Below are 17,224 nucleotides of genomic sequence, written 5' to 3'. Positions count from 1 at the left end.
GAACCGACGTAGACATGACAACTGCCCTACGTTCCCCGAGACTTCACCCACTGGCACTTCCAGCACAAGGCCACCGTGTCTAACGTCGCGGTGCACCGCCCCCGTTCCCCACACCGGAGGTAAGCCGTGTTCGGCAGGACCCCACGCCATTCCCTTCAGCGCCGTACCCGTCTGGCAGTCGCCGCGTCCGCCGCTCTCGCGGCTGCCGCGGCCGGTCTGTGGACCGGCCTCGGCTCCGCGTCGTCCGCCCATGCGGCGGCCGGACTCCCCACCCCCGACCATGTCGTCGTCGTGGTCTTCGAGAACCACGCCTACAACCAGGTCATCGGCAGCTCCAGCGCCCCGTACATCAACTCCCTGAAGACGGGCGGCGCCAACCTCTCCGCCTCGTACGGGGAGACCCACCCCAGCCAGCCCAACTACTACGCGATGTTCTCCGGCTCCACCCAGGGCATCACGGACGACAGCTGCGTCACCCCCGGCTTCTCCTCCGCCCCCAACCTCGCCTCCGAGCTCATAGCCGCGGGCAAGACCTGGGGAAGCTACAACGAGACGCTGCCCAGCCAGGGTTCGACCACCTGCAGCAGCGGCAAATACGCCCAGAAGCACAACCCCTGGTTCGGGTTCTCCAACGTCCCCACCTCGTCGGCCCGCACGTTCGCCCAGTTCCCCTCCGACTACACGACCCTGCCCCAGGTGTCCTACGTCGTACCGAACCTCTGCAGCGACATGCACGACTGCTCGGTGGGCACCGGCGACACCTGGCTGAAGAACAACATCGGCGCGTACGCGACCTGGGCCAAGACCCACAACAGCCTCCTCGTCGTCACCTTCGACGAGGACAACAGGCTCAGCGGCAACAAGATCCCGACCGTGCTGTACGGCCAGCCGGTGACGCCGGGGTCCTCGTCGTCCACGACCTACAACCACTACAACCTGCTCCGCACCATCGAGGACATGTACGGCACCTCGCACGCGGGCCAGGCCGCCTCCGCCTCCGACATCACGGGCGTCTGGGCTTCCTGACGTGTACGTAGCAGACAGCCGCTCCACACCAGCGGCGACCGCCGCCCGGACAGGTTCCGGGCGGCGGGCCGTGGCGCCCACCGTCCTCGCCCTGGGATCCGTCAGTCTCATCACCGACATCTCCTCCGAGATGGTCACCGCCGTGCTGCCGCTCTATCTGGTGGCCGGACTCGGTCTCTCACCGCTCGGCTTCGGACTGCTCGACGGCCTCTACAACGGGTTCAGCGGACTCGTCCGGCTGGTCGGCGGCCACCTCGCCGACCGCGGCGGCCGCCACAAGACGGTCGCCGTGTTCGGCTACGGCCTCTCCGCCGTCTGCAAACCCCTTCTGCTGCTGGCCGGTTCACTGCCCGTGATCGGGGCGGTGCTCGCCGCCGACCGCACCGGAAAGGGGCTGCGCACCGCACCGCGCGACGCCCTGATCTCCCTCGCGGCCCCACCGGAGGTCCGGGGGCGCGCCTTCGGCATCCACCGGGCGATGGACACAACGGGCGCGCTGCTGGGGCCGCTTGCCGCGTTCCTGATCCTGCACATGGCCGCCGACGGCTATGACGCGGTGTTCACGGTGAGCTTCTGCGTGGCCGTGCTGGGCGTGCTCGTGCTGGTGCTCTTCGTGCCCGGTTCGCGTCCGGGTACGAAGCCCGCCGCACCCGCGGCGCGCTCGGCCGACCCCGTCTCGCTGCGGGCGGCCGTCGGCCTCCTGCGCAGACGGGATGTGCGCGGCCTCGCCCTGTGTGCACTCCTCCTGGGCCTGGCCACCGTCAGCGACTCCTTCGTCTATCTGCTTCTCCAGCGCCGACTCGGCGTCCCCGACCGGTGGTTCGCGCTGCTCCCGCTGGGCACTGCGGCCGCTTTCCTGCTGCTGGCCGTGCCGCTCGGCCGCCTCGCCGACCGGGTCGGACGCCGGCAGGTCTTCCTCGCCGGCCATCTGGTCCTGCTCGCCGTGTACGGACTGCTCCTGTCCTCCTGGCACGGGACCGCCCTGCCCTATGCGGTCCTCGCCCTGCACGGCTGCTTCTACGCGGCCACCGACGGCGTGCTGATGGCGGCCGCGGCGGAGGCCGTCCCCGCCGAACTCCGCTCCAGCGGCATGGCGTTGATCCAGACCGGCCAGGCCTTCGCCCGGTTCGCCTGCTCCTTCGCGTTCGGCGCCGCATGGAGCGTCTGGGGCGACCGGGCCGCCCTGCTCGCCGCCGCCGGGCTCCTCGCGCTGTGCGCCTCGCTCTCCGCCGCGATCCGACCGGGCGCCGGCCGGCCCGTATCCGTATGACGTACCCCGGAACCTGGAAGTGGAAGGCCCCCGTATGCCCGCGCTGACACTCCGCTCGAAACTCCTCGTGCTGCTCGCCGCCGTCCTCGCGCTGTCGGCCGTCGCGGCCACCACGCTGCTGCACGCGAGCGACCGGGCCGCGCGCAAGGACCAGGCGCAGCCCGGCGGCCCCCGGGTGGTGGACGGGCGGGTGTCGCTCGTCCCGGAGGCGGCCGGGCGGCGGATGGTCTTCAGGAACATGGCGTGGGGACCGCACCGCGACGAACTCAGCAGCGTCCCGGCCGGGTCCCCTGGCGGGACGCGCACCGCATCGGGGGTGAAGTGCCTGCGCTTCTACGCCGCCGCCGGCACCGGGATCTGCCTGCAGGCGGAGCACGGCGCGGTCCAGGACAGCTACCGTGCCGTGCTCCTCGACGCGAATCTCCACGAGCGGGCCCACTACGCCCTGCCCGGTATCCCCACCAGGGCGCGGGTCTCACCGAGCGGGCACCTCGTGGCATGGACGGTCTTCGTCGGCGGCGACTCGTACGCGGGCACCAACTTCTCCACCCGCACGGCCGTGCTCGACACCCGCACCGGTCGGCTCGACGCGTCCCTGGAGGACTTCGACGCGATACGCGACGGCCACCGGCTGCACGCCGCCGACCTCAACTACTGGGGCATCACCTTCGCCGACGACCAGCACTTCTACGCCACGATGGCGACCGGCGGAAAGACCTACCTGGTCCATGGCGACCTGACCGCGCGCACGCTCACGGTCCTGCGCTCCAACGTCGAATGCCCTTCCCTGTCACCCGACGGCACCCGGATCGCCTTCAAGAAGCGCGTATCCGGACTGTCCGTGGATGCCCCCTGGCGGCTGTACGTCCTGGACCTGCGCACGATGCGCGAAAAGCCGCTCGGCGAGACGCGCAGTGTCGACGACCAGATCGTGTGGCGCGACGGCCGCACGGTGGTGTACTCGCTGCCCGGTGACTACGGCGCAGACCTGTACTCCGTGCCGGCCGACGGATCGGGCAGCCCCCGCATGGTGACGGGGGCCGCGCTCTCGCCCGCGTACCTCTGACGTCAGCTCTTGGGCATCAGGACGGTGTCGACGATGTAGACGGTGGCATTGGCCGTGGGGACGTTGCCGCACACGACGTTGGACGTGTCGTTGACCTTGTAGGAGGTCCCCGAGCCCGACGTGGTGAGCTTGCTCTTCTCCAGGGTGTCGAACGAGCCGTTCTCCAGCTGCTGGGGCGTCAGCTTCTGGCCCACGACGTGGTACGTGAGGATCTTGGTGAGCTGCGCCTTGTCGTTGAGGACCTTGTCGAGGTCGGCCTTCGGGATCTTCGCGAAGGCGTCGTTGGTCGGCGCGAACACCGTGATGTTCTGGGCGTTGTTGAGGGTGTCGACCAGGCCGGCCTTCTTCACCGCGGTGACGAGGGTGGACAGCGCGGGGTTGTTCGAGGCGGCCGTGGCCACCGGGTCCTTCGCCATGCCGTCGAAGCTGCCCGCACCGTCCGCGGGGACCGACGCACAGGCCGCACCGAACGGCTTGTCCGTGCTGGTCATGTCACCCGAAGCGCTGGCGCTGGGAGCGTCGGACTTCGCGGTCTCGCTGCTGGACGCGCTGTCCTTGCTGTCGCTGGAACAGGCGGCCAGCGACAGGGGAAGGACGGCTGCCGCGGCCACGGTCAGGGCGACGCGGCGGAGGCGGATGCTGCTGTTCATGGTGTTCTCCTTGCGGGTGGGGCGGGATGCGCTCGCACCGGTGATTCGAAGCCGACCCCCGGGCGGCTTGGTCCCTCACCCGATCGGACCAATTCCGCTTCCCCGTACGATCGCCCGGGCAGCAGCCCACCCCGAACGAACTGGAGCCCAGCCATGACGCCCTCGACCGTGCTCGGACAGCCCGCACCCGAGTTCAGCCTCCCTGGCGGGGAGCTCAAGGACGGGGAGTTCGTACGGGGTGAGTACGACCTCTCCGCGCAGCGGGGCCGCCCGCTGGTGCTCGCCTTCTACCCCGGCGACAACACCCCCGTCTGCACCAAGCAGCTGTGCTCCTACTCCAGCGGGTTCGAGGCGTTCGAGGAGCTGGGTGCCCAGGTGTGGGGGATCAGCCCGCAGGACGTGGACAGCCATGAGGCGTTCGCGCTCGCACACGGCCTGCGGATGCCGCTGCTCGCCGACACCGACCGTGCCGTGGCCCGTCTGTTCGGCATCGCGGCGCCCGGGATCGGGGTCCGGCGGTCGGTCTTCCTGATCGCCCCGGACGGCACGCTCCACTGGAAGCACGTCGCCCTGCTCGGCGCGAGGTACCAGAAGCTCGACACGCTGACGGAGCGTCTCGCCGCTCTCTGAGCTCTCTCCGAGATCTCGCTGAGGTCCGAATGGGTGGAGGAACCAATCCGGCGCCCGCGCGGAAACGGATAGTTCGGTGTGAGCAACGAACTGAGGACATCCGCACCCCGGAAGAAGTGGCGGCTCGCAGGGCTGGGCGCATTGAGCGGCCTGCTGGCGGGATACGCGGCGCTGGCGGTGGCAGAACTGGTCTCCGCCGCACTCCGTCCCGAATCAGGACCGATCGTCGCGGTGGGCGGCGCCGCCATCGACCGGACGCCACCGGCGGTGAAGGACTGGGCGATCCGGCACTTCGGGACGAACGACAAACTCGTCCTGCAGCTCGGTATTCTCGCCGTTCTGACGCTCCTCGCCGTCGTCCTCGGCGTGCTGGCCGCCCGCTACCGGCGTATCGGGTCCGCCGGTGTCCTGCTGTTCGGTGTCGTCGGCGCACTCGCCGCGACGAGCCGCCCCGACTCCACGAGCGTCACCGACGCCCTGCCCTCGGTCGTCGGAGCGGTGGTGGGCGCGGGGCTGCTGTACTGGCTGACCGGGCGGCTGCGGCCCGCCGCGCCGGTCGGGGCAGTCCCCTCCGAACCCGACTGGGACCGCCGCGGATTCGTCATCGCCGCCACGGCCGCCGCCGTCGCCTCGACGGGGGCGGGCCTGCTGGGCCGGTCCCTGAACGGGAACAAAGGCCAGAGTGCGGTCGCCTCCCGCGGCCGCATCGTCCTGCCGGCGCCCGCTTCTGCGGCGGCCCCGGTACCCCGGGGTGCGGCTCTGCGGGTCAAGGGCGTCAGCCCGTTCATGACACCCAACGGCGACTTCTACCGGGTCGACACCGCTCTGGTGGTGCCCAAGGTCGACGCCGGCACCTGGAGCCTGCGCATCCACGGAAAGGGTGTCACCCGCGAGTTGAAGGTGTCCTTCGCCGACCTGCTCCGCATGCCCTTGATCGAACGCAACATCACGCTGACCTGCGTGTCCAATGAAGTCGGTGGACCGTATGTGGGCAATGCGCGCTGGATCGGTGTACGACTGGCCGACCTGCTGGAAAGCTGCGGTGTGCGGCCCCCGTCCAAGGGCGGCCCCGCCGACCAGCTGGTGGCGCGGTCCGTGGACGGGATGACGATCGGCAGCCCGGTCGAGGACGTGATGGACGGGCGCGACGCGATGCTCGCGCTCGGCATGAACGGACAGCCGCTTCCCTTCGAACACGGCTTCCCGGTGCGGATGGTGGTCCCCGGGCTCTACGGCTACGTGTCCGCCTGCAAATGGATCAAGGACATCGAGCTGACCACGTTCGACGCCTACGACCCGTACTGGGTGCAGCGGGACTGGGCCCAACGGGCGCCGATCAAGACCGAGTCCCGTATCGACACCCCCAAGCCTTTCGCCCGGCCCGCAGCCGGGAACGTGATGGTCGCCGGGGTGGCCTGGGCCCAGCACCGGGGCATCGACAAGGTCGAGGTCCGGGTGGACGACGGCCCGTGGCAGCAGGCGGACCTGGCCGCCGAGGACACCAGCGACACCTGGCGCCAGTGGTCCTTTCCGTGGGCGGCGACACGCGGAGGGCACACGCTGACCGTCCGGGCCACCGACCGCACGGGCACCACGCAGACGGAGAAGCGGACCCGCACCATTCCCGACGGCGCGAGCGGCTGGCACTCGGTGGTCGTCACCGTCGACTGAGCCGTTGAACCGGCACCCATGACAACTTCCTTACCGGCTAGTAGGGTCATGGGCCGAGGATCGGAGTTGTCATGGCCCGTACGTTCACCGTCTCCCGCAGCATCCTGGTCGAGGCGTCACCTTCAGCGGTGTACGAGCAGATCAGCCGACCCGCACAGATGGGGCGCTGGAGCCCGGAGAACCTCGGGGCCACCCTCCCCGAACCCGACGCTCCGGCGGGCGTGGGCGTGGTCTTCGAAGGGCACAACAAACGCGGCGCCTTCCGCTGGACCACCCGCTGCACGGTCACCGAGGCGGATCCGGGCAGGGTCTTCGCCTTCCGCGTGCACGCGATCGGGCTCAAGCACCCACGGCTCCGGTCGCGTATCGCCACCTGGCAGTACCGCTTCGAAGCGGAGGGCGCGGCGACCCGGGTGACGGAGACCTGGACCGACGACCGCCGCTCCTGGCCGACGGTGGTGGCCAATGCCTTCGACCGTATCGCCACCGGCGGAAAGACCTTCGCGGCGTTCCAGGTCGGCAACATCGACCGGACCCTGAACGGGATCAAACGGGAGTTGGAGGCCGTGCCCCACCCCTGAGACGGGATGGGGCACGGGCCTTCACGCCTGCTCCGGATCAGGGGTAGGAGACCACATTGGAGGGCACGGTCGTCGTCCCCGAAGTGGCGGCGCCGATGTCGTTGATGACGTGCTCGTACTGGCCCATGCCACCGAGCGAGACGACCAGCAGGTCGTGGAACTTCACTCCCGGTGTGTTCGGTGCCGCGAAGCCGTGGTCCTGGCGGATCGTGGAGTCGGAGGTGAAGTTGCAGTAGCTGCCAAGTCCCCATCCTTCGTGGGCGGTCACGGAGTCGGCGACCTTGTACGCGGCGAATCCTTTGACGTTTCCGTCCTGGACCGAGGCCTGGTTCGGGGCGTCGTACGCCTTCTCGTTCTGGAAGAAGACCGTGCGTCCACGCTCACCGAGCCAGTGGACGTCGTACTTGTTGAAGTGCTCGACGAACAGGCCGGTGGCCAGCACGTCGTCGCCGTTGACGACGAATCCGTAGTCGGCGCGGTTGGTCTCCCAGCCCACGCCCTCGCCGTGGTCCGCCCGCCAGATCCAGGTGTGGTCGACGATGGTGTGACGGCTGTTGACGACGATGCTGGTGGTGGCCTTGCCCGCGCCGGCGCCGCCGATGCGGACGAACACGTCCTGCACGGTGATCGGGTTGGCCGAGTGGTCCGTCGAGGCGCCCTGCGGCCCGATCTCCAGCAGGGTCGGGGAGTTGACCGGGCCCGCGTCGATGAGGAATCCGGCGAGCCGCACTCCGTCGACGTCGGCCACCTTCATCGCGGTGACACCGTTGTCGGGGATCAGGGTGGCGTAGCCCAGACCGAGGACGACAGCGCCCGCGCGGTCCACCTGGACAGAGGCGTCGAGGTGGTAGATGCCCGGCGTCAGAAGGAGATTGAGGCCTTGGGCCAGTGCGGCGTTGAGTGTGGCGGCGGAGACGCCGGGCTGCGCCACGTAGAACTGGCTCAGGGGCAGTGAGGTGCCGCGCGGTGTGCCGGAGCCCCAGGTCGTGCCCCGCGCGTTGGTCCGCTGCTCGGGCAGGAACACCTTGTACTCGGCGCCGTCGAGGTACAGGAACGGCTTCTCGCGGGATACGGGTGTCGTGTCGAGCGTGGTGTACGGCGGGGTGGGGAAGCTCTGCCCGGGTGCGCCCTCGACGCCGGAGAACACCATGTTCCAGACGGCGTTGCCCCAGCCGCCTATCGTGCTGTCGCGGGTGTACCACTGCTGCTGGGAGTAGGGGTTGACCGCGCCGTCGATCCGGGAGTCGGCGATGTAGCCGCCGCTCGCCCAGCCGTAGCCGTTGGGGGCGAGATTGAGATCGCCCTTGATGTGCATACGGCGGAACGGGGCGGCCTGCGCGACGGCCCACCGGTTGGTCCCGCTGACCGGCTTGAGCGCGAGGTTCTCGGCGGAGCGCCAGAAGTTCTGGGTGGCGTTGCCGTTGAACCAGCCCGCGTCGACCGTCACGTCCCCGTTGATCGTCGTGTCGTCGGGGGAGAGGCCCAGGCCGGCGATCGAGGTGTAGAAGCCGAGTTGGGCGTTGAGGCCGTTGTACGTGCCCGGCTTGAACAGCAGCGCATAGCGTCCGGTGCCGAACTGGGCGGACTCCTGCTGCTTGAAGATGTCGTCGAGTTTCGTCTGGATGCCGGCGGTGGAGGGATCGAAGACGATCACGTTCGGGCCGAGGTCGCCGCCACCGGGCAGGGCGTCGGCGGCTGCGGTCCGCGGGGAGGGATCCGCCGAAGCGGGGGTGGTGAGGGACGCGATCGCCGGCGCGGCGGCCGCCACCGCTATCGCGCCGAGCACCGTCCTGCGTTGGGGGGACCGGACCGTGCGGGGGGTCGAACTCTCCGTGGGGGGAGTGAACATGTGATGGCTCTCCTGGTTCAGAACTTGAACGAATGAAACAGCTGGGAGCGCTCTCTTGCGGTCGAATGCTTCATCTGTGTGAACGATGCGTCAAGAGTTGAGCCCAGAGTCCTTGAAGTTTTACGGGAGTTGGCGACAACGGCTCTTAACGAGACGTTCATCGACTCTTGACACGGTCGCGTCATCGCCGGAACACTCCGGGCAGGGAGAGCGCTCTCCCGAACGCCTCGCTGGATGAGAGCGCACCCCCCAAAGGCGGTCCCCGGGTGCGTACACGGCCTCCTGGGACCGCCTCCAACCCCCCTCGAGGTTCCGTACTGACATGGCAGGAGGTCTCCATGGCACGGAGATCGAAGATCGTCTCAGGGTTCCTGATATCCGGCGCGCTCCTGCTGACCTCGCTCGGCGTGGGCGGCATGGCGATGAACGCCAATGCGGCCCAGGATCCGAAGAGTTCGGCCGCGCAACCGGCGGCGGCGCACGCGGGTCACGTCATGGCCGCGTCCACCGTCGCCTCCGGGGACGACCCGGACGGTGACGGCTACATCCCCGCGAACCCGCCGGTCACCGGCGTAGACCCGTCCACGAAGGAGCCGCCCCACGCGTACTTCCACGAGTTCCAGGCGCACTGCACGGTGACGCACCACAAGCCGGACGACCCGATCGTCTACCCGGGTCAGCCCGGCAAGTCGCACGACCACACCTTCATGGGGAACACGACCACGGACGCCAACAGCACCACGGCCTCCCTGAACTCCGGTTCCACCAGCTGTCTGGCACCCGGTGACAAGTCCGGGTACTGGATGCCCACCCTGCTCAAGGGCAACACTCCGGTGCTCCCCGTCGGCGAGCAGACCATCTACTACAAGGCCGGTGTCACCGACTACACGAGCGTCAGGCCCTTCCCGAAGGGGCTGCGGTTCGTCGTCGGCAGTCCGATGCAGACCGCGGACGAGTTCCGCCATCACCCCGGTTTTGTCGAGGGATGGGAGTGCGGCACCAGCTACTTCAACACCGAGATCCCGCAGAACTGCCCCACTTCGCAGGACACCCAGCTCAACATCCGTTTCCAGGCACCGAGTTGCTGGGACGGCAAGTACCTGGACACGCCGGACCACAAGAGCCACATGGCCTACCCGATCGTGGTTCCCGGCACGAACAACAACGCCTGCCCGGCGGACCACCCGGTGGCTCTGCCGATGATCGAGTTCAAGATGGCCTTCCCCGTCAACGGCGACCTCTCGCAGGTCAGGCTCGCGAGCGGGACCGGCCACTCCTTCCACTACGACTTCTTCAACGCGTGGGACGACCGCACGCTGAAGGCGATGGTGGACCACTGCGTCGTCGGAGGACTGCAGTGCGACCCGCGTGGCTACGACCAGAACCACCCCGAGGCCGGAGCCGCGCTCAACGAGAGGTACGAACTCCCCTGACCGGGAGCAGTGTCTGACCGGCGTCTTCCCGGGACGGTTCCGCGCTCTGCGGCAGCGGTCCCGGGGAGCGCTCTCCCTGATCCGATCGGGCGCACCCCCCCACTTCCGGCACGACCCCCGTCCCCCCACACAAGGAGATTCGGCATGTACAGACCCCAAGCAACCCGTCGTCGCGTCGCGGCACCGCTCACCGCGGGCCTGCTCGCGGCAGGCGCGCTCGCCCTGCCCGCCCAGCACGCTCAGGCCGCGGGCACGGTGGTCAAGGTGACGGGATCGCAGGGCAACTGGGAGTTGAGCGTCAACGGTTCCCCGTACCAGATCAAGGGCCTGACCTGGGGGCCCTCCGTAGCCGATGCCGAAACGTACATGCCCGATCTGCAGTCGATGGGCGTCAACACCATCCGCACCTGGGGCACCGACGCCTCCAGCAAACCGCTCCTGGACTCCGCCGCGAGCCACGGCGTGAAGGTCATCGCGGGCTTCTGGCTGCAGCCGGGCGGCGGGCCGGGCAGCGGCGGTTGTGTCAATTACTTGACGGACACCGACTACAAAAATCAGATGCTCGCCGAGTTCCCCAAGTGGGTGGACACCTACAAGGACAACCCCGGTGTGCTGATGTGGAACGTCGGCAACGAATCGGTGCTCGGCCTGCAGAACTGCTACAGCGGCGACGAGCTGGAGAAGCAGCGCGACGCCTACACGACCCTCGTCAACGACATCACCAAGAAGATCCACGCGGTCGACCCGAACCACCCCGTGACCTCGACCGACGCATGGGTCGGCGCCTGGCCCTACTACAAGAAGAACGCCCCTGACCTCGACCTGTACGCGGTCAACTCCTACAACGCCGTCTGCGATGTGAAAGCGGCCTGGGAGCAGGGCGGTTACACCAAGCCGTACATCGTCACCGAGACCGGTCCCGCGGGCGAGTGGGAGGTCCCCGACGACGCCAACGGAGTGCCCGAGGAGCCCACCGACCAGGCCAAGGCGGCCGGCTACACCAAGGCCTGGAACTGCGTCACCGGGCACAAGGGCGTCGCGCTCGGCGCCACGATGTTCCACTACGGCACCGAGTACGACTTCGGTGGCATCTGGTTCAACCTCCTGCCCGCAGGCCAGAAGAGGCTCTCGTACTACGCGGTGAAGAAGGCGTACGGCGCCGACACCAGCCGCGACAACACCCCGCCCGTCATCGCGTCGATGAGCGTCGACGGCGACGCGGCCAAGGTCCCCGCAGGCGGCGCCCTCACCCTCGACACCCAGGTGAGCGACCCCGACGGCGACCAGATCTCCTACGAGGTCCTGGTCAACAGCAACTACATCGACCAGAACAAGGCCCTCACCCCCGTCCCGGTGACCGACCTCGGCGGAGGCAAGCTCAGGATCACCGCGCCCGACCGGCCCGGCGTCTGGAAGGTCTATGTCAAGGCCACCGACGGGAAGGGCAACGTGGGCGTGGAGACGCGCTCTGTGCGGGTGGTCCCGCCGCCGGTGAACGGCACGAACATCGCCGTGGGCAAGACCGCGACGGCCTCCACGTACCAGCCCGGGAGCGGCGACTGCCCGTGCCCCGCGGCCAACGCCGTCGACGGAAAGAACGAGACCCGCTGGGCCAGCGACTGGAGCGACCCGCAGTGGCTCCGGGTCGACCTCGGCACCAGTCGGAGCTTCAAGCATGTGCAGCTCAACTGGGAGACCTCGTATGCGAAGGCCTACACGATCCAGACCTCCGACGACGGCCAGAACTGGAAGACCGTCCATGAGGAGGCCAACGGCAACGGCGGAGTCGACGACTTCGACGTGAGCGGCACGGGCCGCTACGTCCGGGTGAACGGCACGGCGCGTGGCACCGGATACGGCTATTCGCTCTACGAGTTCGGCATCTACAGCTGATCCGTCCGCGCGCGGCCCGGCCGGCCGGCATGGCGTGTGCGCATTGACATGGATCACCGACGTTCCCGATGCTGTGGAGAGCGCTCTCCGGGAGCGCTGCAGGGGAGGGGACGAGGATGACCGACGAAGAGATCGCACGTCTGGTGGAGAAGCTGGGCCTGGTGCAGAAGGTCCGGCTGCTGACCGGGGCCACCACCTGGCGCACCCACCCGGAACAGGCCGTGGGCCTGGGGGAGCTGGTGGCCTCGGACGGCCCCGCCGGCGTACGGGGCGAGGCGTGGGACGAGCGCAGGACCTCGGCGCTCCTGCCCTCCGCCTCGGCGCTCGGCGCGATGTGGGACGAGGCGATGGCCGAGCGGCTCGGGGGACTGCTCGCCCAGGAGGCCCGGCGCAAGGGCGTGCACATCGTCCTTGCGCCGACCCTGAACCTCCACCGCTCGCCCCTGGGCGGCCGCCACTTCGAGTGCCTGTCGGAGGATCCGGAACTGGCCGGGCGTACGGGGGCCGCGCTCGTCCGCGGGATCCAGGCGCACGGCGTGGCCGCCACCGCCAAGCACTACGTCGCCAACGATGCGGAGACCGACCGGCTGACGGTCGATGTCCGCGTCGGGGAACGCGCCCTGCGCGAGGTGTATCTGGCACCGTTCGAGGCTGCCGTCGAGGCCGGGGTGTGGGCCGTGATGTCCGGATACAACGGCGTCAACGGCTCCACGATGACCGCCAACCCGCTGCTCGCCGAACCCCTCAAGGGGGAGTGGGGCTTCGACGGCCTCGTCGTGTCCGACTGGGGTGCCGTACGCACCACCGTCGAGACCGCGCTCGCCGCCCAGGACCTGGCGATGCCGGGCCCCGAGGGCGTATGGGGCGAGCGCCTCCAGCGGGCTGTGGAGTGCGGCGAGGTGCCCGTGGAGGCCATTGACGACAAGGTCGCCCGACTGCTGCGCCTGGCGGCGCGGGTCGGCGCGCTGGGCGAACCGGAGCTCGCACCGCCGCCCGTGCCCGTCCGGCCACGACGTCTGCTGCGTGAAGCCGTCGCCGCGGGCTCCGTCCTGTTGCGCAACGAAGGCGTACTGCCTTTCAGTACAGCCGAGTTGGGCACCATCGCCGTGATCGGCGTGCACGCCACGCAGCCCAGGTCCCAGGGCGGCGGCAGCGCAGGCGTCTTCCCCACGCGCGTCGTCACCCCCCTCGAAGGCATACGCGCGAAACTGCGCGGCCGCGCCCGAGTGGTCCACGTCCCCGGCCCGTCCGCAGGGACCGAGCCGCTGCCGCTCGACACCTCCCGCTGTGTGGACCCACGGACCGGCGACCCCGGCGTGCTTCTGCGCGTACTGGACGCGGGAGGACGCGAACTGTACGGCGAACACCGGGAGTCCGGGCGCCTGTTGGAACCGACTCTGGTCCCCGGAGCCCACACCGTGGAGATCAGCGCGCTTCTGCGGCCCGACACCGGCGGCGAGTGGACCTTCGGGATCGGCGGCTTCGGGACGCTGCGGCTCACCGTCGACGGACACACCCTGATCGACGACGACTTCCCCCGGCTGACCGACGACCCGGCCGTGGTGCACGTCGCACCGCCGTGCCACTACGGACGGACGAGCCTGACGCGCGGACACGCGGTGCACGTGGTCGCCCGCCGCGAACTGGCCCCGGACACCGGACGCGCCACCCTCGTGACCGCCGCACCGCCCGCCCCCGACCCGGCCGCCGCGCTGGCCGAGGCCGTCGCCGCCGCCAGGGACGCGGACGCGGTCGTCGTGGTGGTCGGCACCACCGAGGGCAGCGAGTCCGAGGGGTACGACCGGACCTCGCTCGCCCTCCCCGGCCACCAGGACGCCCTCGTCGCCGCTGTGGCCGCGGCCAACCCGCGCACGGTGGCCGTCGTCAACGCCGGCGGCCCGGTGGAACTCCCGTGGCGCGAGGAGACGGGCGCCGTGCTCCTGACCTGGTTCCCCGGGCAGGAGGCGGGTGCGGGCCTCGCCGACGTGCTGTTCGGGGAGGCGGAACCCGGCGGGCGCCTGCCGACGACCTGGGGTGCGCGCCTGGGCGACGTACCCGTCAGCCGGACGCTGCCCGAGGACGGAGTCCTGACGTACGAGGAAGGACTGCACATCGGCCACCGGGCCTGGCTGCGCTCGGGCGGCCGGCCCGCGTACTGGTTCGGACACGGCCTCGGCTACACGACCTGGGAGTACGAGGCGCTCGACGTGCCGCGCGCGACACGTCCCGCGGAATCCTTCGCCGTCCGGGTCCGGCTGCGCAACACCGGTCGCCGTACGGGAAAGGAGGTGGTGCAGGTCTATCTGGCCAGGCCCGAATCGCAGGTGGAGCGCCCGGTGCGGTGGCTGGCCGGGTACGCGTCGGTGGAGTGCGCCCCGGGGGAGACGGTGACCGCCGAGGTGACCGTCCCCGGCCGTGCGCTGCGGCACTGGTCGCCCGACGAGCAGGGCTGGCGTACGGAATCGGGGGTGTACCGGGTGTGCGCCGGCAGGTCCGCCGCGGACCTTCCCCTCGGGGCGGACATCCACCTCGAAGAGCGCCGCTGAGCAGGGCATCGAGCCGGGGAGAGCGCTCCATACCGCTCCCCGGACCAGGACAGTTAGGGTGCGGGAATGAACAGACAGCTGCCGACCCTGGAGGACGTGGCACGGGAGGCGGGCGTCTCGCGTGCCACGGTGTCCAGGGTCATCAACGGCGTACGGAACGTGGATCCGCTCATCCAGGACCAGGTGCGCCAGGCGATCGACCGGACCGGCTACGCCCCCAACCGGGCGGCCAGGTCCCTGGTGACCCGACGGGCGGAGACCATAGCGCTGGTGGTCTCCGGAGCGGGTGACGAGGCCGAGGGGGACGGCGGACAGAACGCCTTCGCCGCCCGGGTGTTCGCCGACCCGTTCTTCGGACGTGTCGTGAGCGGGGTGGTCGGCTATCTCCGGCCGCGCTCGATGCACCCGGTGCTGATGTTCGCCGAGACCGAGAGCGCACGGCAGCAGGTCGTGGGATACCTGCGCCAGGGCAGCGCGGACGGCGCTCTCGTCGTCTCCACGCACGCCGAGGACCCGCTGCCCGCGCTGCTCGCCGCCGAGCACCTGCCGACCGTGTGCTTCGCCCGCCCCGCACTGCCCGCGCCGGTCAGCTACGTCGACCTGGCGCATCGCAACGGCGGCCGGATCGCCGCCGAGTACCTGCTGGAGCGTGGGCGGCGCAGAGTGGCCACCGTGTCGGGCCCGCTGGACCTGCCCGCGGGCCAGGAGCGGCTCGCCGGTTTCCGCGACGGGATGGAGCGCGGCGGTATCCCGTACGTACCGATCGCCGAGGGCGGGTTCACACTCGACAGCGGGGCGCGGGCCATGGCCCGGCTGCTGGGCGAACACCCCGATATCGACGGGGTGTTCGCGGCCAACGACCTCATGGCCCAGGGCGTGTGCCAGGTCCTCAGGGAGCAGGGCAGGCGGGTGCCCGAGGACGTGGCCGTGGTCGGTTTCGACGACTCGTCCGTCGCGGTCACCTGCACGCCGCAGCTGACCACGGTGCGTCAGCCGGTGGAGGAGATGGCCGCGACGATGGCGCAGCTCCTCCAGGAGGTCGTCGAGGGGACCCGTACCGAACCCACTTCGGTGATCTTCGAACCGGAGCTGGTGGTACGGGAGTCGGCGTGACGAGTCAGCGGTCGAGCTCGCGCTGGATGCGGCGCGAGGGCTTGAAGACGTAGAGGCTGAGGATCTCGGGCGGCTCCGCGATGCCGGGGCCGCCTCTGTGCACCCAGTCGGTGATGTCGGCGGTGGCGTCGCGGTCGTTCACCAGGCCGAGCCAGACGGGACGGCCTCCGGCCCGGCGGCCCTCGGGCGAGGGCTGGACGACCACGACGTTGGCACGCTCGCACGCATCGAGGCAGTCGACCCTGCGGACCCTTGCCGCGCCCTCCAACGATGAGCGCAGGTCGGCCAGTTGGGCCTCGTGATCCAGATAGGGGACTTTGGTGGCTGAGCCGCAGCAGCAGTCGCGGCAGACAGTGACCGTGGGCATGGAGAAGGGGCCTTCCGGAGGGGGACATGCGGAACCCGCCGGTGGAGTTCCGGCGGGTTCCGCATGAGGGCGCGGTCGGTCAGTTGACGGGGGCCGCGGCCCGTGCGGCGGTCGGGGTCCCGCGGGTCGCCGCTGCGGCCTTCGGGACGAGCAGACGTTCCGCGAGGTGGCCAAAGAGCAGGCCGAAACCCGTCCACAGCGTCAACTGGATACCCAGGGCCGCCAGCCTGAACTGCCAGAGCAGCGTGGCAGGGAAGTCCTTGGGCACCTCGTTGACCGAGGGAAGGAAGGCGTAGGAGAGACCGATGGCGACCAGGAAGGCCGCACCGGCGACGACGCTCGCGTTCCAGTTGCCGAGCCGTGGCGCCAGACGCTTGCCGAGGACGATCGCCCCGACCGTGAGCAGCACGCTGAGCGCGATCATCAGGAAGTACAGGGTGGTGCGTTTGCCGATGGTGTCGGCATCGCCCACCGCCGGCGGGTTGGCCGGATACTTGAGGAACGGTACGACGTACACGCTCACCAGCGCGCCGACCGAGACCAGCGCCGCGGTGGCCCGCGGTCCGAACCGGCCGATGCGGCCCAGTGCGAAGCAGAACGCCAGCGCGGCGATGCCGCCGAGCGCGACCCCGAACAGCAGCACACCCGTGGCGAGTCCGGCGGTCGACTGCAGGGAGCGGCTGACCAACTCCTCGCCGTGTTCATGGTGATGACTCTCGAGGGCGATGGCCGAGTCAACCCGGGGCTCACCGAGCAGATAGGCCACGACCAGGGCCAGGACGCCGGCCGCGAGGCCGGCGAGCATGCCACGCACCAGAAGGGCGCGGACGGATATGGAGTTCACGCGTGGGTCCCCTCTGTTCTCAGTGGCAGGGGAAGCCGAGGAGGTGGCGTCCGTCGTGGACCCACTCGTGGACGTTCTCGCCGGAGATCAGCGAGGTGGCACCCTGTTCGGCGCCGACGAAGTACAGCAGTACGAGCATGAGAATGCCGAAGAAGACCGCCCAAGGGGCAATGGCCTTCAGAGAGATGGGAGTGATGGCCGGGGTGTCGACGGCGCTGGGCGCAGCAGTCTGTGCCATGGCAGAACCTCCTGGGGGAACACGCGTCCCGATCGTGGTGCCTGAGA

At 69.8% G+C, this 17,224-nt stretch carries 15 protein-coding genes; 10 read left to right on the top strand and 5 right to left on the bottom strand.

Annotation, left to right across the window (positions count from 1 at the left end; genetic code table 11):
• The first annotated feature begins 126 nt into the window (after window positions 1-126).
• Genes AB0H78_RS30600 through AB0H78_RS30590 form a run of 3 tightly spaced genes read left to right on the top strand, consistent with a single transcriptional unit; the run spans window position 127 to window position 3,362 of the window.
• Entirely contained in the window at window positions 127-1,026 is a 900-nt protein-coding gene (locus AB0H78_RS30600; RefSeq protein ID WP_363237908.1) for an alkaline phosphatase family protein, read from the top strand.
• 1 nt (window position 1,027) lies between these two features.
• Complete coding sequence (locus AB0H78_RS30595) at window positions 1,028-2,296, top strand: MFS transporter (RefSeq protein WP_363237907.1); 1,269 nt, start codon at window positions 1,028-1,030, stop codon at window positions 2,294-2,296.
• A 43-nt stretch (window positions 2,297-2,339) separates the two neighbouring features.
• Window positions 2,340-3,362, top strand: a complete 1,023-nt coding sequence (locus AB0H78_RS30590; protein WP_363237974.1) for a TolB-like translocation protein — start codon at window positions 2,340-2,342, stop codon at window positions 3,360-3,362.
• Window positions 3,363-3,364: 2 nt separating this feature from the next.
• Here the strand turns inward: AB0H78_RS30590 and AB0H78_RS30585 are convergent, their stop codons facing one another.
• Complete coding sequence (locus AB0H78_RS30585; RefSeq protein WP_363237906.1) at window positions 3,365-4,012, bottom strand: fasciclin domain-containing protein; 648 nt, start codon at window positions 4,010-4,012, stop codon at window positions 3,365-3,367.
• A gap of 153 nt (window positions 4,013-4,165) precedes the next feature.
• Between AB0H78_RS30585 and AB0H78_RS30580 the strand changes: the two genes are divergently transcribed.
• From AB0H78_RS30580 to AB0H78_RS30570, 3 genes are all read left to right on the top strand, one after another.
• The gene (locus AB0H78_RS30580; RefSeq protein WP_363237905.1) at window positions 4,166-4,642 is read left to right on the top strand and encodes a peroxiredoxin; all 477 of its coding nucleotides are present in this window, start codon (window positions 4,166-4,168) and stop codon (window positions 4,640-4,642) included.
• A 78-nt stretch (window positions 4,643-4,720) separates the two neighbouring features.
• Window positions 4,721-6,313: a molybdopterin-dependent oxidoreductase gene (locus AB0H78_RS30575; RefSeq protein WP_363237904.1), complete on the top strand. Its 1,593-nt coding sequence runs from the start codon at window positions 4,721-4,723 to the stop codon at window positions 6,311-6,313.
• 71 nt (window positions 6,314-6,384) lie between these two features.
• On the top strand, window positions 6,385-6,894 hold the full coding sequence (locus tag AB0H78_RS30570) for an SRPBCC family protein (RefSeq protein WP_363237903.1): 510 nt from the start codon (window positions 6,385-6,387) through the stop codon (window positions 6,892-6,894).
• 37 nt (window positions 6,895-6,931) lie between these two features.
• On the opposite strand, the gene AB0H78_RS30565 is transcribed toward AB0H78_RS30570, so the two are convergent.
• Window positions 6,932-8,743 carry a coagulation factor 5/8 type domain-containing protein gene (locus AB0H78_RS30565; RefSeq protein WP_363237902.1) on the bottom strand — a complete coding sequence of 604 codons (1,812 nt, stop codon included), beginning with the start codon at window positions 8,741-8,743 and terminating at the stop codon, window positions 6,932-6,934.
• A 338-nt stretch (window positions 8,744-9,081) separates the two neighbouring features.
• On the opposite strand from AB0H78_RS30565, the gene AB0H78_RS30560 reads away from it, so the two are divergent.
• The 4 genes from AB0H78_RS30560 (at window position 9,082) to AB0H78_RS30545 (ending at window position 15,728) form a co-directional block, all read left to right on the top strand.
• Window positions 9,082-10,176 carry a DUF1996 domain-containing protein gene (locus AB0H78_RS30560; protein ID WP_363237901.1) on the top strand — a complete coding sequence of 365 codons (1,095 nt, stop codon included), beginning with the start codon at window positions 9,082-9,084 and terminating at the stop codon, window positions 10,174-10,176.
• Between the two features lie 144 nt (window positions 10,177-10,320).
• Window positions 10,321-12,069, top strand: a complete 1,749-nt coding sequence (locus tag AB0H78_RS30555) for a discoidin domain-containing protein (protein ID WP_363237900.1) — start codon at window positions 10,321-10,323, stop codon at window positions 12,067-12,069.
• Window positions 12,070-12,185: 116 nt separating this feature from the next.
• Window positions 12,186-14,615, top strand: a complete 2,430-nt coding sequence (locus tag AB0H78_RS30550; protein WP_363237899.1) for a glycoside hydrolase family 3 C-terminal domain-containing protein — start codon at window positions 12,186-12,188, stop codon at window positions 14,613-14,615.
• A 66-nt stretch (window positions 14,616-14,681) separates the two neighbouring features.
• Window positions 14,682-15,728 (top strand): LacI family DNA-binding transcriptional regulator, encoded by a 1,047-nt coding sequence (locus AB0H78_RS30545; protein WP_363237898.1) that lies wholly within the window; start codon window positions 14,682-14,684, stop codon window positions 15,726-15,728.
• Window positions 15,729-15,732: 4 nt separating this feature from the next.
• On the opposite strand, the gene AB0H78_RS30540 is transcribed toward AB0H78_RS30545, so the two are convergent.
• The 3 genes from AB0H78_RS30540 to AB0H78_RS30530 form a co-directional block, all read right to left on the bottom strand.
• Window positions 15,733-16,095 carry a (2Fe-2S) ferredoxin domain-containing protein gene (locus AB0H78_RS30540; protein WP_363237897.1) on the bottom strand — a complete coding sequence of 121 codons (363 nt, stop codon included), beginning with the start codon at window positions 16,093-16,095 and terminating at the stop codon, window positions 15,733-15,735.
• A 79-nt stretch (window positions 16,096-16,174) separates the two neighbouring features.
• Window positions 16,175-16,939, bottom strand: coding sequence for a CbtA family protein (locus AB0H78_RS30535; RefSeq protein ID WP_363237896.1), 765 nt, complete (start codon window positions 16,937-16,939; stop codon window positions 16,175-16,177).
• A 19-nt stretch (window positions 16,940-16,958) separates the two neighbouring features.
• Entirely contained in the window at window positions 16,959-17,177 is a 219-nt protein-coding gene (locus tag AB0H78_RS30530; RefSeq protein WP_329113326.1) for a CbtB-domain containing protein, read from the bottom strand.
• Window positions 17,178-17,224: the final 47 nt, after the last annotated feature.

Origin of the sequence: Streptomyces sp. NPDC050738 (assembly GCF_040654175.1) — a bacterium.
Classification (GTDB): Bacteria; Actinomycetota; Actinomycetes; order Streptomycetales; family Streptomycetaceae; genus Streptomyces.
This window is presented reverse-complemented; position numbering and strand designations above follow the sequence as displayed.

What these genes read in the sequence shown, in the direction of transcription:
- AB0H78_RS30565 (WP_363237902.1), bottom strand. Translation starts at nt 8,743, where the DNA reads ATGTTCACTCCCCCCACGGAGAGTTCGACCCCCCGCACGGTCCGGTCC.
- AB0H78_RS30585 (WP_363237906.1), bottom strand. Translation starts at nt 4,012, where the DNA reads ATGAACAGCAGCATCCGCCTCCGCCGCGTCGCCCTGACCGTGGCCGCG.
- AB0H78_RS30530 (WP_329113326.1), bottom strand. Translation starts at nt 17,177, where the DNA reads ATGGCACAGACTGCTGCGCCCAGCGCCGTCGACACCCCGGCCATCACT.
- AB0H78_RS30540 (WP_363237897.1), bottom strand. Translation starts at nt 16,095, where the DNA reads ATGCCCACGGTCACTGTCTGCCGCGACTGCTGCTGCGGCTCAGCCACC.
- AB0H78_RS30555 (WP_363237900.1), top strand. Translation starts at nt 10,321, where the DNA reads ATGTACAGACCCCAAGCAACCCGTCGTCGCGTCGCGGCACCGCTCACC.
- AB0H78_RS30545 (WP_363237898.1), top strand. Translation starts at nt 14,682, where the DNA reads ATGAACAGACAGCTGCCGACCCTGGAGGACGTGGCACGGGAGGCGGGC.
- AB0H78_RS30580 (WP_363237905.1), top strand. Translation starts at nt 4,166, where the DNA reads ATGACGCCCTCGACCGTGCTCGGACAGCCCGCACCCGAGTTCAGCCTC.
- AB0H78_RS30550 (WP_363237899.1), top strand. Translation starts at nt 12,186, where the DNA reads ATGACCGACGAAGAGATCGCACGTCTGGTGGAGAAGCTGGGCCTGGTG.
- AB0H78_RS30570 (WP_363237903.1), top strand. Translation starts at nt 6,385, where the DNA reads ATGGCCCGTACGTTCACCGTCTCCCGCAGCATCCTGGTCGAGGCGTCA.
- AB0H78_RS30560 (WP_363237901.1), top strand. Translation starts at nt 9,082, where the DNA reads ATGGCACGGAGATCGAAGATCGTCTCAGGGTTCCTGATATCCGGCGCG.